Source organism: Gemmatimonadota bacterium, from assembly GCA_016712265.1.
GTDB lineage: Bacteria > Gemmatimonadota > Gemmatimonadetes > Gemmatimonadales > Gemmatimonadaceae > RBC101.
The window spans coordinates 289,732-306,351 of the sequence record JADJRJ010000030.1 but is presented as its reverse complement, the minus strand read 5'-3'; the positions used below and the strand labels follow the sequence as shown (position 1 = coordinate 306,351).

At 66.5% G+C, this 16,620-nt stretch carries 14 protein-coding genes; 9 read left to right on the top strand and 5 right to left on the bottom strand.

Annotated elements, in window-relative coordinates; genetic code table 11:
* The gene (cysN, locus tag IPK85_16595; GenBank protein ID MBK8248998.1) at window positions 1-1,908 is read right to left on the bottom strand and encodes a sulfate adenylyltransferase subunit CysN; all 1,908 of its coding nucleotides are present in this window, start codon (window positions 1,906-1,908) and stop codon (window positions 1-3) included.
* Window positions 1,908-2,807 (bottom strand): sulfate adenylyltransferase subunit CysD, encoded by a 900-nt coding sequence (gene cysD / locus IPK85_16590; GenBank protein MBK8248997.1) that lies wholly within the window; start codon window positions 2,805-2,807, stop codon window positions 1,908-1,910. The genes cysN and cysD overlap by 1 nt, the downstream gene beginning before the upstream one ends.
* Window positions 2,808-2,948: 141 nt before the next feature.
* Between cysD and cysQ the strand changes: the two genes are divergently transcribed.
* Window positions 2,949-3,728: a 3'(2'),5'-bisphosphate nucleotidase CysQ gene (gene cysQ, locus IPK85_16585; GenBank protein MBK8248996.1), complete on the top strand. Its 780-nt coding sequence runs from the start codon at window positions 2,949-2,951 to the stop codon at window positions 3,726-3,728.
* 22 nt (window positions 3,729-3,750) lie between these two features.
* Here cysQ and IPK85_16580 read toward each other — a convergent pair whose 3' ends face one another.
* The gene (locus IPK85_16580; protein ID MBK8248995.1) at window positions 3,751-4,974 is read right to left on the bottom strand and encodes an aminoacetone oxidase family FAD-binding enzyme; all 1,224 of its coding nucleotides are present in this window, start codon (window positions 4,972-4,974) and stop codon (window positions 3,751-3,753) included.
* A 166-nt stretch (window positions 4,975-5,140) separates the two neighbouring features.
* Here IPK85_16580 and IPK85_16575 point away from each other — a divergent pair, with 166 nt between their 5' ends.
* From IPK85_16575 to IPK85_16555, 5 genes are all read left to right on the top strand, one after another.
* A complete protein-coding gene (locus IPK85_16575) occupies window positions 5,141-5,701 on the top strand; it encodes a hypothetical protein (protein ID MBK8248994.1) in 561 nt (186 codons plus the stop codon).
* 108 nt (window positions 5,702-5,809) lie between these two features.
* A complete protein-coding gene (locus IPK85_16570; protein ID MBK8248993.1) occupies window positions 5,810-6,913 on the top strand; it encodes a Re/Si-specific NAD(P)(+) transhydrogenase subunit alpha in 1,104 nt (367 codons plus the stop codon).
* 27 nt (window positions 6,914-6,940) lie between these two features.
* Entirely contained in the window at window positions 6,941-7,231 is a 291-nt protein-coding gene (locus IPK85_16565) for an NAD(P) transhydrogenase subunit alpha (protein MBK8248992.1), read from the top strand.
* 30 nt (window positions 7,232-7,261) lie between these two features.
* The gene (locus IPK85_16560; GenBank protein ID MBK8248991.1) at window positions 7,262-8,620 is read left to right on the top strand and encodes an NAD(P)(+) transhydrogenase (Re/Si-specific) subunit beta; all 1,359 of its coding nucleotides are present in this window, start codon (window positions 7,262-7,264) and stop codon (window positions 8,618-8,620) included.
* 44 nt (window positions 8,621-8,664) lie between these two features.
* On the top strand, window positions 8,665-10,149 hold the full coding sequence (locus tag IPK85_16555; GenBank protein MBK8248990.1) for a hypothetical protein: 1,485 nt from the start codon (window positions 8,665-8,667) through the stop codon (window positions 10,147-10,149).
* Here the strand turns inward: IPK85_16555 and IPK85_16550 are convergent.
* Both IPK85_16550 and IPK85_16545 read right to left on the bottom strand, forming a co-directional pair.
* The gene (locus IPK85_16550; GenBank protein MBK8248989.1) at window positions 10,146-11,387 is read right to left on the bottom strand and encodes a glycosyltransferase; all 1,242 of its coding nucleotides are present in this window, start codon (window positions 11,385-11,387) and stop codon (window positions 10,146-10,148) included. The two genes, IPK85_16555 and IPK85_16550, sit on opposite strands and share 4 nt — an antisense overlap.
* A complete protein-coding gene (locus IPK85_16545) occupies window positions 11,290-13,422 on the bottom strand; it encodes a S9 family peptidase (GenBank protein ID MBK8248988.1) in 2,133 nt (710 codons plus the stop codon). The genes IPK85_16550 and IPK85_16545 overlap by 98 nt, the downstream gene beginning before the upstream one ends.
* Window positions 13,423-13,479: 57 nt before the next feature.
* Here IPK85_16545 and IPK85_16540 point away from each other — a divergent pair, with 57 nt between their 5' ends.
* The 3 genes from IPK85_16540 (at window position 13,480) to IPK85_16530 (ending at window position 16,597) form a co-directional block, all read left to right on the top strand.
* Entirely contained in the window at window positions 13,480-14,280 is an 801-nt protein-coding gene (locus IPK85_16540) for an AAA family ATPase (protein MBK8248987.1), read from the top strand.
* Window positions 14,281-14,345: 65 nt separating this feature from the next.
* On the top strand, window positions 14,346-15,284 hold the full coding sequence (locus IPK85_16535; protein MBK8248986.1) for a nitronate monooxygenase: 939 nt from the start codon (window positions 14,346-14,348) through the stop codon (window positions 15,282-15,284).
* A complete protein-coding gene (locus IPK85_16530; protein ID MBK8248985.1) occupies window positions 15,281-16,597 on the top strand; it encodes an amidohydrolase family protein in 1,317 nt (438 codons plus the stop codon). Before IPK85_16535 ends, IPK85_16530 begins: the two co-directional genes overlap by 4 nt.
* Window positions 16,598-16,620 lie beyond the last annotated feature (23 nt).

Genomic DNA, 16,620 nt, shown 5'->3' with positions numbered 1-16,620 from the left:
TCACGCCTCGAGCAGGCCGAGCGACCGGAGTTTCTCGATCACCAGGTCCGCAGCCTGTTCAGGCGTCGTCTCCACGGTGTTGACCCTGAGGTCCGGCGTTTCGGGCGGCTCGTACGGCGAGTCGATCCCGGTGAAGTTCCGCAGTTCCCCGCGTCGAGCCTTCTTGTAGAGCCCCTTCACGTCGCGCGACTCCGCGACGTCGAGCGGCGTGTCCACATGGATCTCGATGAATTCGTTCTCGCCGAGGAGAGTGCGGGCCATTGCGCGTTCGGACCGGAACGGCGAGATGAATGCCGTCAACACAATGAGGCCGGCATCGACCATCAGCTTGGCGACTTCGGCGACGCGTCGGATGTTCTCCACGCGGTCCCCTTCGGTGAAGCCGAGGTCCTTGTTGAGTCCGTGGCGGACGTTGTCGCCGTCGAGCAGGTACGAGTGGCGCCCGAGCGCGTGCAGCTTTTTCTCCACCAGGTTGGCGATCGTCGACTTGCCGGCGCCAGACAATCCGGTGAACCAGAGCACGACCGGGTGCTGCCCCTTGAGTCGAGCCCGTGCCTGCTTGTCGATGTCGAGGTGCTGCAGGTGAATGTTGTGTGACCGACGCAGGGCGAAGTGGATCATGCCCGCGCCGACCGTGTTGTTGGTCATCCGGTCGATCAGGATGAAGCCGCCGGTATCCTTGTTGGCCTTGTACGGATCGAAGGCGATCGGTCGGTCGATCGCGATGTTGCACACGCCAATTTCGTTGAGCGCCAGCGCCTTGGTCGCCAGATGCTCCATGGTGTTGACGTTCACCTTGTACTTGGCATCGGTGACCGTGGCACTGACGGTGCGCGCCCCGATCTTGAGCAGGTACGGCCGCCCGGGGAGGAGTGGCTCATCGGCCATCCAGACCACGGTGCACTCGAACTGGTCCGCGACCTCGGGTGGTGCGTCTGCTGTGGCGATCACGTCGCCGCGCGAGATGTCGACCTCATCGGCGAGCGTCACGGTCACCGACTGACCGGCCACGGCCTCGTTCACGTCACCCGCGGGCGTGACCAACCGCGTCACCACGCTCTCGCGGCCCGAGGGGACGACGCGGATCCGGTCGCCGGGGCGCACCACGCCCGCCGTGACTACTCCGCAATACCCGCGGAAGTCCAAGTTGGGGCGGTTGACCCACTGCACCGGGAGTCGGAACGGTTCGGCCTGCAAGCGGTCCTCGTCGACCTCGGTGGTCTCGAGGAACTCCATGAGGGTCGGCCCCTGGTACCACGGGGTGCGCGTGCTGCGCTCGACCATGTTGTCGCCGCGCAACCCCGACAGCGGGATCGCGGTGATGTGCTCCAGCCCGATGCGTGCTGCAAACGCACGGTAGTCGGCCTCGATGGCCCGGAAGGTCGCCTCGGAGAAGTCGACGAGGTCCATCTTGTTGATGGCCAGCACGACGTTGCGGATCCCGATGAGGCTCACGAGGTAGCTATGGCGCCGCGTCTGCGTGAGGACGCCCTTGCGTGCGTCAATCAGGATCACCGCCGCGTCCGCGGTGGACGCCCCGGTGATCATGTTGCGCGTGTACTGCTCGTGCCCCGGCGTATCGGCGACGATGAACTTGCGGCGGTCGGTGCTGAAGAAGCGGTAAGCGACGTCGATCGTGATCCCCTGCTCGCGCTCGGCCGCCAGCCCGTCGACGAGCAGCGCAAAATCGATCTCGCCGCCCTGCGTGCCGAACTTTTTCGAATCCGCCTCGATCGCCGCGACCTGGTCCTCGAACAGCATCTTCGATTCATACAGCAGGCGGCCGATCACCGTGCTCTTGCCGTCGTCCACGGATCCACACGTGATGAAGCGCAACAAGCCCTTGCGCTCATGCTGGTGCAGGTACGCCTCGATGTCCGTGGCAATCAGGTCCGATACGTGCGCCATCAGAAATACCCCTCCTGCTTCTTCTTCTCCATGGATGCCGCGGTATCGTGATCGATCATACGGCCCTGCCGTTCAGACGTTCGGGCAAGCAGCATCTCCTGGATGATCGCGACCAGGGAGTCCGCATTGGACTCGATCGCACCCGAGAGCGGGTAACACCCCAGGGTCCGGAAGCGAACCTTCTTCAGCATGGGGACTTCGCCGGGCCGGAGGCGCATGCGGTCGTCGTCCACCATGATCAGGGTGCCATCGCGGTCCACCACCGGGCGCTCCGCCGCGAAATACAACGGCACGATCGGAATCTGCTCGAGGTGGATGTACTGCCAGATGTCCAGCTCCGTCCAGTTGGACAGGGGGAACACGCGGATCGACTCCCCCTTGTGCTTGCGCCCGTTGTACAAGCGCCAGAGTTCGGGTCGCTGGAGCTTGGGATCCCAACGGTGCTGTGCGCTGCGGAATGAGAAGATGCGCTCCTTGGCCCGCGACTTTTCCTCGTCGCGCCGAGCCCCGCCGAACGCCGCGTCGAATCCATGCAAGTCGAGCGCCTGCTTGAGCCCCTGCGTCTTCCACATGTCCGTGTGGATTTGCGACCCGTGGTCGAACGGGTTGATCCCCAGTGCGGCAGCCTCGGGATTCTGGTACACGAGCAATGGCATCCCCATCTCCCTGGCCATGCGCTCGCGCAGCTCGTACATCGCCCGGAACTTCCAGGTGGTGTCGACATGCAGGAGCGGAAACGGCGGCACAGAGGGGAAAAACGCCTTCCGGGCCAGGTGCAGCATCACCGCGCTGTCCTTCCCCACGGAGTACAGCATGACGGGGTTGTCGCTCTCGGCGATCACTTCCCGCATGATGTGAATGCTCTCGGCCTCGAGACGCTGCAAATGCGTGAGCTTCATGAACGAGCCATCGAATTCAAGTCGTGTACCAGGTGAGCAGGTCTCGTGAGACATGAAGGGGAGGCAATGCACGTGCCAGCCCCCCGACGCGCAGGCCCCCGAGTATCTTGGGCAGTCCCTTCGTCGAGAGGCAGGCACGAGATGGACGAACAACGGGTCGCCGACGTCAGTTGGCAGGCCGCAGTCATCGCGACCGCCCGAGAGGCGGGGGCCGCGATCATGGAAGTCTACTCGACGGAGTTCGCGGTTCGGGGGAAATCGGATTCCTCGCCCGTCACCGAGGCCGATGAGCGCGCCGAGGCCATTATTACCCGTGCGCTGGGCCACCTGACCCCCGAGGTGCCAGTGGTCGCCGAGGAGGCCGTCGCCGCCGGTGCGGCGCCCCAGGTGGGGGAGTGGTTCTGGCTGGTGGACCCCCTGGACGGCACCAAGGAGTTCATCAGCCGGAATGGCGAGTTCACAGTGAACATCGCGCTTGTCCGCCATGGTGAACCGGTCTTCGGGGTGGTGCTCGCCCCCGCCCTGGACCGCCTATTTGTCGGGGTCGTGGGGCACGGGGCCTTGGTGGAGGAGGGTGGCACACGGCGTCCCATCCGCTGCCGCGAGGTTCCAGCGTCCGGTTTGGTGGTCGTGGCGAGTCGATCCCACGGTGACGCCGAGGCCCTCGACCGCTTTCTGGACGGCCGGCTGGTCGCCGCGACCATCAACGCCGGCTCCTCGCTCAAGCTGTGCCTGGTGGCGGCGGGTGAGGCCGATGTGTATCCCCGGCTCGGTCGGACAATGGAATGGGATATCGCCGCAGGGCACGCCGTCCTCGCGGCGGCCGGCGGCCGCATCCGGACGTTGGCCGGTGAAGCCTTGACCTACGGCAAGCCGGGCTTCGACAACCCGCATTTCGCCGCCGAAGGGCTGGTCACCTGACGTCGCGCTCCCGCGCCGTCGTTCACCCGGTGGACGCGGCGGCGGTCCCCGCGGTGCGTCCGGTGGCCCACGCCCACAGGAAGTTGTACCCGCCGATCGGCCCGAAGGCGTCGAGCAGCTCGCCGCACAGATAGAGCCCCGGGTGGCGGCGGCTCTCGAGGGTGCGAGGATGCACCTCGCCTAACGATGCTCCGCCGCCCGTCACCTCTGCCTTCCGGTAGCCGTCGTCCCCTGTGCACGGCAGGACGCCCCGCACCAGGGTCTCGATGATCCGGGCCTTTTCCTCGCGCCGCAACTCGGCCAGCTGTCGCGCGGGATCCACCGCGGCGCGGTGCAGCAGCGCCGCCGCGAGCCGATCCGGCAACTCCGCGCGCAGCGCGCCGGTCACGGTGCGCGCCCCGTGAGGCCGCAACGCCGCCTCCCATTCTGCGTCCCCCAGCGTGGTCCATTGCACGTGAACGGTGGCGGGTCCGCTGTGGCCACGATGGGCGCGCGATACCACGTGCGACACATCGAGCACCGACGGACCGCTGTACCCCTGATGCGTGAAGAGGAATCCCCCACTCGACGCCGCGACAAATCGATCGCTTTTCGCAACCAGCGAAACCGCGAGCGACACTCCCGCAAGATCGGCAAAGGTGCCATGGGCATCCAGCAACGGCGTGAGCGCCGCGTAGGTTGGATGCACGACATGCCCCAGGCGGCCGAGGAGATCCAGCCCCATGCCGTCGCTTCCCGTATTTGGCACAGAGCGTCCTCCCGTCGCCAGCACCAGGGCGTCGGCCTCGAGCGACGCCCCGGTATCCAGCGAGACAAGCCATCGTCCGTCGCGCGGCGCAGCGTCGACCATCCGCGTTTGCATGATCATGCCGACCCCACATGCGCGCGCGTGATTCAGCAGGCCATCCCGAATGTCCCGCGCCTTGTGGGAGGCGGGAAAGATCTTGCCACTCGCTACCTCCTCGACGAGGGGGATGCCGATGGTGTGCTCGAAAAACGCTCGCTGCTCGTGCAGCGGCCATGCCCGGAGAAACTTGCGCAGCGAGTGGGGTGAGGAGTCGGTCACGAAGCGTGATTCATCCGCGACCATGGGCAGGACGTTGCATCGCCCACCGCCGCTGATCAGGATCTTGCGACCGCCATCTCGGGTCCCCTCGACGAGCACGGTCTCGGCACCCGAGGCCGCTGCAAAGATGGCCGCCATGGTACCCGCTGCCCCCGCCCCGACGACGATCACTTTCTTCATTTCGATTCCTGACCGTGTGAGGGCGGCGGGACAGTTGCGCCGCGCGTCGGAAGGGTACACGGTGGCCGCGGCGCGCGCGTCTGCTTTGAAACGGTTCGGCCCGGTCGTGGCTTTCGCAGCGGCCCCCGCCGGTAGTTTTCAGCAATCCCACTCACCGGAGGGCGCCTTGCGCTTGACCACCATTGCGGTTGCCGCCGCGCTCGCCGCGGCCCCCCTGCCGGGGCAATCACCCCCACCGCCGTCGGTCGACACCATCCCACGCCCTGCGGCCCGTCCCACCGACGTGGGCTCGGTGGACGCGGTCATCGCGGCCCTGTACGACGTCATCTCGGGACCGGCTGGACAGGTGCGCGACTGGAATCGTTTCCGGTCCCTGTTCGTCCCGCACGCCCGCCTCGTCCCGACAGGAGTGGTACCGAGCGGCGGTGCCCGGGCGGTGGTGCTGGGGGTCGAGGACTACATCAAGCGCGCCGGCCCCGGCCTGGAGTCGTCCGGGTTTTTCGAGATCGAGGTCCACCGAGCCTCGGAGGGCTACGGAAACATCGCCCACGCCTTCTCCACCTACGAGTCGCGGCGCACGGCCGATCGGGCCGAGCAACCGTTCGCCCGTGGGATCAACTCGATCCAGCTTCTTCGCGATGGCACCCGTTGGTGGATCGTGACGGTGTATTGGGATGCGGAGCGCCCGGGCAACGAAATCCCCGCGAAATACCTGCCACGACCCTGAGACACGAGGCGATAGCGGTTTTTCGCCCGAAAAACATGCGGGATCCTGCGCCTTGTATTCCCGTGACCGGGAGTGGAATTTGCGCCGTCCTTCCATCGGGTAATTCGCATGCGCATAGGGGTCCCCCGGGAGAGCGTTCCTGGTGAGCACCGGGTCGGTCTTGTCCCGGAGAGTGTCTCGCGGCTGAAAAAAGCCGGCGTCGACGTCCGGGTCCAACGCGGGGCGGGCACGCCGGCCAATTACCCGGACGAGGCGTACGCCGCGGCCGGGGCCGAGCTGGTTGACACCATGGAGGGCGCGCTCTCCGACGCCGACGTGGTGGTGAAGGTGCAGCGGCCGTCACTGGCTGAGTGCGACCTGTTGCGTCAGGGTGCGATCCTGATTTCGCTCCTCCCGGTCGCGACCTCGGCGGACATCATCGCGCGGCTGACGTCGCGCGGGGTCACCGCCCTGGCCCTGGAAAAGGTGCCGCGCATTACGCGCGCGCAGTCGATGGACATCTTGTCGTCGCAAGCGACGATTGCCGGCTACAAGGCGGTGCTCATTGGCGCGTCCCAGAGTTGCAAGCTGATGCCGATGCTCACCACGGCCGCGGGCAACATTCCGCCCGCGAAGGCCTTTGTGATCGGCGCCGGTGTCGCCGGGCTGATGGCGATCGCGACGGCGCGGCGGCTGGGCGCACAGGTTTCGGGCTTTGACGTGCGCGCGGCCGCCCGCGAACAGGTGCTCTCGCTGGGAGCGACCTTCGTTGGCCCGGAACCTTCGTCGGACGCAGAAGCGGCTGGTGGATATGCACGCGCGCAGACGGATGAGGAGCGCGCCAAGACCATGGACGCGCTGGCGCAGCACCTGAAGGATCAGGACCTCGTGGTGACCACGGCGCAAATTCCCGGCAAGCAGGCGCCTCGACTGATCACCGCCGCGATGGTCGCCACGATGAAGCCGGGGGCGGTGATTGTTGACCTGGCCGCCGAGACCGGCGGCAATTGCGAGGGGACCGTGGCCGGCGAGGTCGTGCAGGTGCAGGGCGTCACGATTGTTGGCGCCGTCAACCTCCCCAGCACGATTCCCTTCCATGCGTCCGTCATGTTCTCCAAGAACGTGCTGACCCTCCTGCAGCACCTCATCAAGGACGGCGCGATCGCGATCAACCTGGATGACGAGATCACCGGCCCGATGTGCCTCACGCACGCGGGGCAGTCCCGCGCCTGACCCTGACGACGCCCAACTCCATCCCGCATGTCTGACGCTCTCATTACGGGCATCGTGGTCTTCGTCCTCGCGACGTACCTCGGTGCCGAACTCATCGGGCGCGTGCCGCCCACGCTGCACACTCCCCTCATGTCGGGAGCCAATGCGATCTCGGGGATCACGATCGTTGGTGCGCTCCTCGTGGCGTCCGCCGGCCTCGGGTGGATCTCGAACGTGATCGGCTTCCTCGCCGTCGTCTTTGCCATGATGAATGTCGTGGGCGGTTACGCGGTCACGGACCGCATGCTCCAGATGTTCCGCAAGGAGGACAAGCAGTGATCCCCGCCTCTCTGGAACGACTGATCTACCTTGGCCGCGGCCGGCATCTTCATCACCGGTCTCAAGCAACTGCAGAACCCGGCGACCGCACGGCAGGGGAACCGTCTGTCAGCGGTCGGGATGTTGATCGCAATTGCCGTCACCGTCCTGCAGATCGAGCTGCTGTCGCCCGCGGCGATGTTTGCCGGCCTCATCGTCGGCAGCGCGATCGGCTGGTGGATGGCGCGCTCGGTCCAGATGACGTCGATGCCGCAGATGGTCGCCATCCTCAACGGGTTTGGTGGCGCGGCCTCACTGCTGGTCGGCGGCGCCGAGTTCCTCAAGTCGGAGCTCCGCTCGGAGGTGATTCCCGTCGACACGGGTGTCACCATCCAGCTGTCGGTGTTGATCGGCGCCGTGACCCTGACCGGCAGCATCATTGCGTGGGCCAAGTTGCAGGAGGTCATGTCGGGAAAACCCATCACCTTCCCGGCCCAGAAGGCGCTCAATGCCCTGCTGTTCCTCGCCGTGATCGGCCTGTCGATCTACCAGCTCACAACGACCGAATCGCTGCTGTGGCCGTTCTATGCCGTCGTGGGCATCTCGCTCCTCCTCGGCATCCTGCTCGTCATCCCGATCGGCGGGGCGGACATGCCGGTGGTGATCTCCCTGCTGAACTCCTACTCCGGGATCGCCGGGGCGATGACCGGCTTCGTGATTCGCAACGACGTGCTGATCGTCTCGGGGGCGCTGGTGGGATCGTCGGGCATCATCCTCTCGCAGATCATGTGCAAGGCGATGAACCGTTCACTGGCCAACGTGCTGTTCGGCGCGTTTGGCGGAGCAACCGCGACATCAGCCAAGAGCTCCGCCGGACTCACGGTGAAGTCCATCGCGGCTGAGGACGCTGCCATCCAGCTCGCCTATGCGACCAGCGTGATCGTGGTCCCGGGGTACGGCATGGCCGTGGCCCAGGCGCAGCACGTGGTGCGCGAACTGGCCGAGCTCATTGAGAAGAAGGGCGGGACCGTGCGGTACGCAATCCATGCCGTCGCGGGTCGCATGCCCGGGCACATGAACGTGCTCCTCGCCGAAGCGAACGTGCCGTACGACAAGATGCTCGCGATGGAGGACATCAACACTGACTTCGACAACTGCGACGTCGCGATCGTCATTGGGGCAAACGACGTGGTGAATCCCGCCGCTCGCACCGACCCGTCCTCGCCGATTTTCGGAATGCCGATCCTCGACGTGGACAAGGCGAAGAGCTGCATCGTTCTCAAGCGCTCCATGGGTGCCGGCTTCGCCGGGATCGAAAACGAGTTGTTCTACGCGCCGCGCACGTCCATGCTCTTCGGCGACGCCAAGAAGAGCATCTCGGCCCTGGTCACCGAGATCAAGCAGCTGTAGAGAGCAGCGGCGTTCGCCCGGACGCCGCCCCTCTGCCTTCCTTCATGGCACCCGCGCCCGCCCTCCTCACCACAACGGACCCTGTCTCGCAGGGCATCGTCGCGGTACTCCTCATCGCGCTCTTCGGTGCGCTGGTGATCGAGACCGCTCACCGCGTCCTCATCGCGCTGGGCGCTGCGGCGCTGTTGTTCCTCATCACCTACGCGACGCCCTACCACCTGATGCCGTTCGAACGCGTGGCACACGCGCTCGACCTCAACGTGCTGGCGCTGCTCACCGCCATGATGGCGCTCGTTGGAGTGTTTCGCACCTCTGGTGTGCTCGACCGCCTGGCGCGCAGCACACTGGCGCGGGCCGGCGGCAACCCCAGGCGCCTGCTCACGATCATCATTTGGTCGACGGGCGTCGCCTCCGCTTTGCTGGACAACGTCACCACCGTGGTGTTCCTGACACCCCTGGTCATTGCCTTCGCGTCGCAATACGGCCTGCGCGCGCGCGTTTACCTGCTGCCGATGGTGATGGCGTCGAACATCGGCGGGACAGCCACGCTCATCGGTGACCCTCCCAACATCCTGATCGGATCGGCCACAGGCCTCTCGTTCACCCAGTTCCTGGTGACCTTGACCCTCCCCTGCGTCGCCCTGCTGGCCTGGCTCGATCTCTTCGCCGGGCGTGTCTACCGAGCTGACCTCGCGTCCGCGCGCGCGACACTGGCCAGTGCGCCACTCCCATCGGCAACCGAGCCACTCGCGCTGGATCGCACCCTGGCACGAGGTCTCGCCCTCATTTCCCTCGGGATCCTCGCCGGCTTCTTCACTCACCATCTCACACACATGCCGGTCGCGATCCCGGCAACGATTGGGGCAGCCCTTGCGCTCGCCCTTCAGGATTGGCGGTACCTGCGCGTGAGCAAACCCACCCACGAAGAGCGGATCCACGGGATCCTCGAGATCACCGAACGCGACATTGAGTGGCCGACGATCGCATTCTTCGCGATGCTCTTCATCCTGGTCGGTTCAGCCGTCGATACGGGACTGATTGGCCGGGCCGCGAACGGGCTCCAGGCCGGAATCGCAGGAATGGAGAGCGGGTTGGGACTCGGGCCGGAAGGGGCCGTGCTGGCAGCCGCACTCCTGATCCTGGTGGTCTCCGCGGTGATGTCCGCCCTCGTCGACAACATCCCGTTTGTCGCCGTGTCCATTCCGATCGTGGCCCAGTTGGTCAGCTCGATGCAGGGTCCCACCGAGGTGCTCTGGTGGTCGCTGTCCCTCGGCGCCTGCCTGGGCGGAAACGCCACGGTCATCGGTGCATCGGCCAACGTCACGGCCACCGGACTCGCGGAGCGGGCGGGAGAGCGTATCACCTTCCGCGACTTCGCCGCATTTGGGCTCCCGGTGGCCTCCCTTTCGATTGCCCTCAGTGCGGTGGTCCTCAGCCTCATGACGTTCGCCAGTGGGATGGCCGAGGATGCCTTTAGCGTGGTGGTTGCCCTGGTGATGCTCGCCTTGCGGCGCCGAGTACACGCCTAACGACGCAGCACTCGGCCACGCCACTGCGTCGGCCGCCGCACCGTGGACAGGAGGAGCCGCACGGCCGCCACGGGATCGGCCAGGGGAGACAGCAGGAACCCCCCGGAGTGCTGCGCGTAGCTCCCCCAGAGCGCGCCGAGCATCAGGATGCGAATCCCGAGGAGCGCCCCCGGCACCCAGAACGCCGCCTCCTCCACACGCGCACCCGTGGCCAGGGCCGTCGCGATCAGCGGAAGGGGCAACCCCTGCACCAGCCATATAAACGCGACGTCGAACCCATGCCGTAGGCGCGTGCTGGCATCCGACAGGTCGAAGGAGCGCCCCCACTCACGCCACATGTGCCCGAGCGACTCGTAGGCACGCACGTCGTAGAGGCGTGCACCATCGAGGAAGCCGACGGAGACCCCACCCTGCGCAAGGTGCCGCGCCAGCGAGACGTCGTCTGCCCACGAATCCCTCGCGGCCGCATATCCCCCAAATCGCCGCAGCGTCTCCGCCCGCGCAAGGAAGCACTGGCCATTCGCCATCACCCGATGCGCCGGAGGACGACGTCGACCGGCGGCGCCAAACCGGTACACCAGGGTCAGCAACATCGAGGGTTGCAGCCACTGCTCGGCGGCGGTCATGCGGGCGAAACGCGGCGCGAACGACAGCACGTCGTCGCCGGATTCTCGCGCCGCCGCCACGACCCCCGCGGCCAGGCCCGGGCGCGGAGAGGTGTCCGCGTCGATCCCGAGGATCCACTCACCGGTTGCCTCGGAAAGACCGTGTTGCAGGGCCCAGACCTTCCCGACCCATCCCTCGGGCAAGGGCGGGTCGGTCAATAGCCTGATCCGCGCGTCTCGCCGCGCGGCGTCAGCCACCAGGGCCCGCGTCCCGTCGGTCGACCCGGAGTCGATGACGAGAATTTCGTGAACGGGAGATCCCTGTGCCGAAAGCCCCGCCAGGCATGGGCCGATGCGCTGCCCCTCGTTGAAGCATGGGACCAGGACGGAAACGCTCGTGTCCGTCAGTCCCTCGGGAACGGGCGCGACCGGCGGACGCCGAAACGCCCCGGGCAGCAAGCGAGCCAGGAGCAGCACCAGGGCTGCTCCCTGCACCATCACCAGCGCATCTATCGCCGTCGTGACAAACGACAACTTACATCGCGGCTGGCTTGAGCCAGTGCAAAAACCACTGCCGCAAGCGCCCCAACCGGTCCACGAGCAGCCACGGCTCACCGTTCCGCGACAGGTCATGCGTGGACCGCGGATACCGCACCATCTCGACCGGCGTCCCCTGCTTCTTGAGCCCGACGAACCACTGTTCGGCGTCGGTCATCGGCGTCCGGTGATCCTCCTCCGACTGCACGATCAAGGTTGGGGTCTTCACCTTCCGGATGTACCGGATGGGCGACAGCGTATCGTACATCACCGGATTATCCCAGGGCTTGCCCATGAACTCGAACTCGGTGAGCCCCTGGGCGTCTGACGTGCCATACCAGGACCACCAATTGGAGATCATGCGGTCCGCCTGTGCCGCCTTGAAGCGATTCGTCTTCGCGGTGACCCACGCCGTCATCACGCCACCGTAGGACCCACCGGTCACGCCCATGCGCGTGGAGTCGACGTCCGGACGCCGAGCCACGATGTCCATCGCCTTCATCAGGTCCTGGTAGTCCTCGGCGAACCACCGCCCTCGCGTGGCATAGGTAAACTTTGCACCGTAGCCGGAAGAGCCGCGGGGGTTGGTGAACACGACGAACATCCCGGCCCCCGCGAGGTTCTGGAATTCATCGAACCAGTTCTCGCCGTACGCTGAGTGCGGGCCACCATGGATGTACAGCACCGCGGGGTACTTTCGCCCCGGGGTGTACCCGTGTGGCTTCATCAGCCACCCTTCGATCTCCAGGTTCCCCACACTCGTGTAGGTGAAGCGCTCCGCATCAGAAAATGCGACCTCGGCGCGCAGAGCGTCGTTGAATCCCGTCAGCTTCCGCTCCACGGATCCGTCGGTGCCCGCGATGTACAGCTCGGTTGGCCGGTCCATGCTGGTCGCCACAAAGGCGACGCGCTGCCCCGCGGCATCGGTGCTGAACCCGTTCAAGCGCCGACGACCGCCAATGACCTCGCGGATCTGCCGCGTGGCCGGATCCACGACGTGATAGCCGCTGCGCCCGCCAATCGCCGCCCACATCGCAATCTTGCCATCGGGGCGCCACGCATACCCGTCCGGCTCATACTGCCAGTCGCCCAACACGTTCGTAGGCGTTCCGCCCGCGACCGGCACGACGTACAGCCGCTGCGACGACACCCGCGTCGGCGAAGCGACGAAGGAGATCCACTGGCCGTCGGGCGACCAAGCGAGGTCGCCTTCGCTCCCCATCGCAGTGGTCAGGCGGCGTGGCGCCCCGCCGGAGATCGGGATCACAAACACATCAGCGTCGTTGCGCGGCGCCTCATCTCGCTTCGCGTCGTACGGCAGCTCGGCGAGGGAGTCGCGCTCGGCCTCCACAACGGAGTCCGGCCGCATCGCGGGGTCTGCCGTGTACGCGATCCACTGTCCGTCGGGCGAGACCACGGCGCCGCGACGCGAGTACACCGTGCTGTCCACCAGGCGCTTCTTTGAGCCTTCCGCGAACGACTGCATCCAGACCTGCGTCGGCCGATACACGCGAGCATCACGTGGCCCTGGCAGAAAGCCCGGGCCATTGGACTTGTAGCGCATCTCCGTGATGTGTCGACCATCGAAGCGCTTCGGGTCGAGCGGCGCGGTGATCGAGCCATACGGGGCACGGGCCATCGGCGGCATCGCCGCCTGCGCATCGCCACGCGACGCCGTATCGCCGGTCGTCGCCTCACTCCAGACGGCGAACAACTTGTCCCCGGGCATCGAGCCGGCCGGATACCGATCAACCTCCACCGCTTCGCCGCCCGGCTGGTCCATGCGGACCCCCCAGGTGCGGGCTCGTGAGCCCGGGCGCTGCGAACTGAACAGGAGCCATGCCCCGTCGGGCGACCAGCGCGGCGCCGAACTTTCGTATCCACTGCTTGTGAACCGCTGCGGCGCTCCGCCGTCCGTGCCCACCACCCAGATTTCCGAGTGGCGACGGTTCTCCGCTTCGCGGACCGTCGTGACGGTCATCGCCACGCGCTTGCCGTCCGGTGACATGGCCGGCGCGCCGACGGTGACCACCTTGTACCAATCGGCTGGGGTAAAGGCGCGCCCCTGTGCGCCGAGCGCCATGGCGCCGAAGAGAGACAGGGAGGCGGTTGCGATGAGGCGTGCTGTCATGTGAGGTTCTCCACGTGGCTTTCGGTGCGTCAGGAGTGGCGCGGGAATGTACGCTGGATGATCCATCTGCACAGCATCGCGCGCCGGGACGGGGACACCCCCCAACGGTTTCCGTTCACGGTACCGGTTGTCCGGGAGCTCGAGCATCTGGCCTTCTCGACCCCCGTGACCTTCTTCGTTGGGGAGAACGGCTCCGGAAAGTCCACGGTCCTCGAGGCGATCGCTGCGGCCGCCGCGTTGCCGACCATCGGGGCTCGCGATACGCGCCGCGACCCGACCCTGGTGGCACAGCGCGAACTGGCGGATGCGCTCCGGCTGTCGTGGGAACGCAGGGCCACGCGTGGGTTTTTCCTTCGCGCCGAGGACTTCTTTGGCTTTACGCGATCGCTGGCGAAGATGCGCGCGGAACTCCTCGCCGAGCTGGACGAGGTCGCGGTGTCCTACGCGGGGGCGTCACCCAAGGCGCGCCAGCTCCGCGAGGGGCCCCTCCGCGCGTCGCTCGGCGCTATGGAGAGTCGGTACGGTGCTGACCTGGACGCCAACTCACACGGGCAGAGCTTCCTCACCCTCTTCCGCGCGCGGTTCGTTCCCGGAGGGCTGTACCTGCTAGACGAACCCGAGGCTCCGTTGTCTCCCCAGAGCCAGCTCGGGCTGATGGCGATGATGAAGGACATGGTCGCCCAGGACGCCCAGTTCATCATCGCCACACATTCCCCCATCCTGCTGGCATTCCCGGGCGCGACCATCTACTCCTTCGATCTGTCGCCGATGGCCGCGGTCTCCTACGACTCCCTGGAGCACGTGAACCTGACGCGCGACTTTCTGGCCGCCCCCGACCGCTTCCTTCGCCACCTGTGACCGAGCCCCCCGCGACACCCTTCACCCGGAACGCCGGGGTCGAACTCCCGGTCATCTGCGGACCGATGTATCCGTGCAGCAATCCGGAGTTGGTTGGCGCGGTCTCGGCGCATGGTGGGCTGGGCATCTTCCAGCCGATCTCCCTGACCTACGTCCACGGGCACGAGTTTAGCGCCGGCGTGCGGCTCATGCAGCAGCTCGCTGCGGGGCGGCCGATCGGGATGAACGCCCTGATCGAGGCCAGCTCCCGCACCTATCACGAGAAGATGGTGCGCTGGGTGCACGAGGCCCTGGAGCTCGGCGTGCGGTTCTTTCTCACTTCGCTCGGGAATCCGCGCTGGGTGGTGGATGCCGTGCACTCGGCCGGTGGGATCGTCTACCACGACGTGACCGAGCTGAAATGGGGAAAGAAGGGCGCGGACGGTGGCGTGGACGGCCTCGTCGCCGTCAATCGCCGCGCCGGCGGCCACGCCGGGTCTCGAAGTGCGGAGGCCCTCTTTGACGAGCTGGCCCCGTTGGGGCTGCCCATCGTCTCTGCCGGCGGCCTCAGCACCGGCGCAGACGTTGCCCATGTATTGTCTCTCGGCTACGCAGCGGCGCAACTTGGCACGCGGTTCATCGCCACCGAGGAGTGCACGGCGCACCCCCGGTACAAGCAGGCCATCGTCGAGGCCACAGAAGCGGACATCGTCCTCACCGAGCGCCTCACCGGCGTGCCCGTGGCCGTGATCAACACACCCTACATCCAGCGGATGGGACTCCAGGCTGGCCCGGTAGCGCGTTGGATGCTCCGCGGGCGACGTACAAAGCACTGGATGCGTACGATCTACGCCCTGCGATCCGTGGTGGCACTCAAGGCATCACACAGTCGCGGGAGCGTCTCGCGCGATTACTGGCAGGCCGGCCGCAGCGTCGCCGGGATCGACCGGGTGCTCCCCGTGGCCGACGTGATGCACGAGATGCGCAACGCCCTCCTCTCCCTCTCCACCCCTGGTGCCGCATGAGACGCCGACTGGCGGTTGCGCTCCTCTTCCCCGCCCTCCTGACGGCGCAGGCCCCGACCGTGGCCATTGTCGGCGGGCGGGTCATCGATGGGTACGGCGGCCCGCCAATCGAGAACGGGGTCATCCTGGTGAGTGGCGAACGCATCACGCGCGTGGGGCGTGAGGGCGACGTGCCCATCCCGGCGGGAACGCGTATCGTGGATGCGAATGGCATGACGGTCCTCCCGGGGCTGATCGACATGCACGTCCACCTGCACATCCTTGGGCACGGCGACTACAAGCGGTGGGACCAGCTCTACGGCACCCGGGACGCGACCCTGGTGATGCCCATCGCGGCTCGACAGCTCCTCAACGCCGGGGTGACGACCGCGCGCGACCTCGGCGCGCGACTGGACGACATCCTCGCGGTCAAGCGACGCATTGCCGCCGGTGAGATTCCCGGCCCCCGGTTGTTTGTCTCTGGCCCCTTTATCCAGCACGCTCCCTACGAGGCATACGAGCAGGACTTCCGCTGGGGGGTGAACGGCGCCGAGGACGCCAGGACGAAGGTCCAGCGCATCATCGACGCGGGGGTGGATTTCATCAAGCTGATCGACCAGGACCAGATGACCCGGGAGGAGGTCCGGGCGGTCGTGGAAACGGCGCACCGCAACGGCAAGCCCGTGGTCGCCCACGCGCATCGCATGGAGGAAATTCGCATTGGCCTCGACGCCGGGGTGGATGGGTTCGAGCACACGGGCCTCGGCACGGCACCGGGCTATGCGCCGGATGTCCTGCAACGACTACGGGAACGCAACAGCGGCCTGTATTGGACTCCCACGCTGTCCCCACTGTTCACACTGTATGAAAGCGGAACGCTCTTTCCCGAGCGACTGGATGACCCGGCGTGGCGCGAGTTCATGCCTGCCGAAATGGCAACGGAAATCCGCACGTCCCTCACGGCGATCACGCAACTCCCGTATTACGCCCTCTTCCCCTCGCGCATCCCGATTCTGCCCCAGAAGTTCGCCCAACTGCGCGAAACAGGGGTGCGGCTGATGATCGGGACCGACGCGGGAATTCCCGCCATGTTCCACGGCGATGCCACGTGGCGGGAGATGGCGAAGTGGAGGGAGTTGGGCGTCCCGCCGATGGAGATCCTGCAGTCGGCCACCCTGTGGCCCGCCCGTTTTCTTCGGGCGGAGGACCGCATCGGGGTCCTGGCTCCAGGTCGGTACGCCGACATCATTTTTGTGCGAGGCGACCCACTGCTGGACATGACCGTCATGCGTGACGTCCGGGCGGTCTTTCAGGGCGGTCGCCGCATCCGGTAAGGGGCCAATGCTTCTGGAAGTCC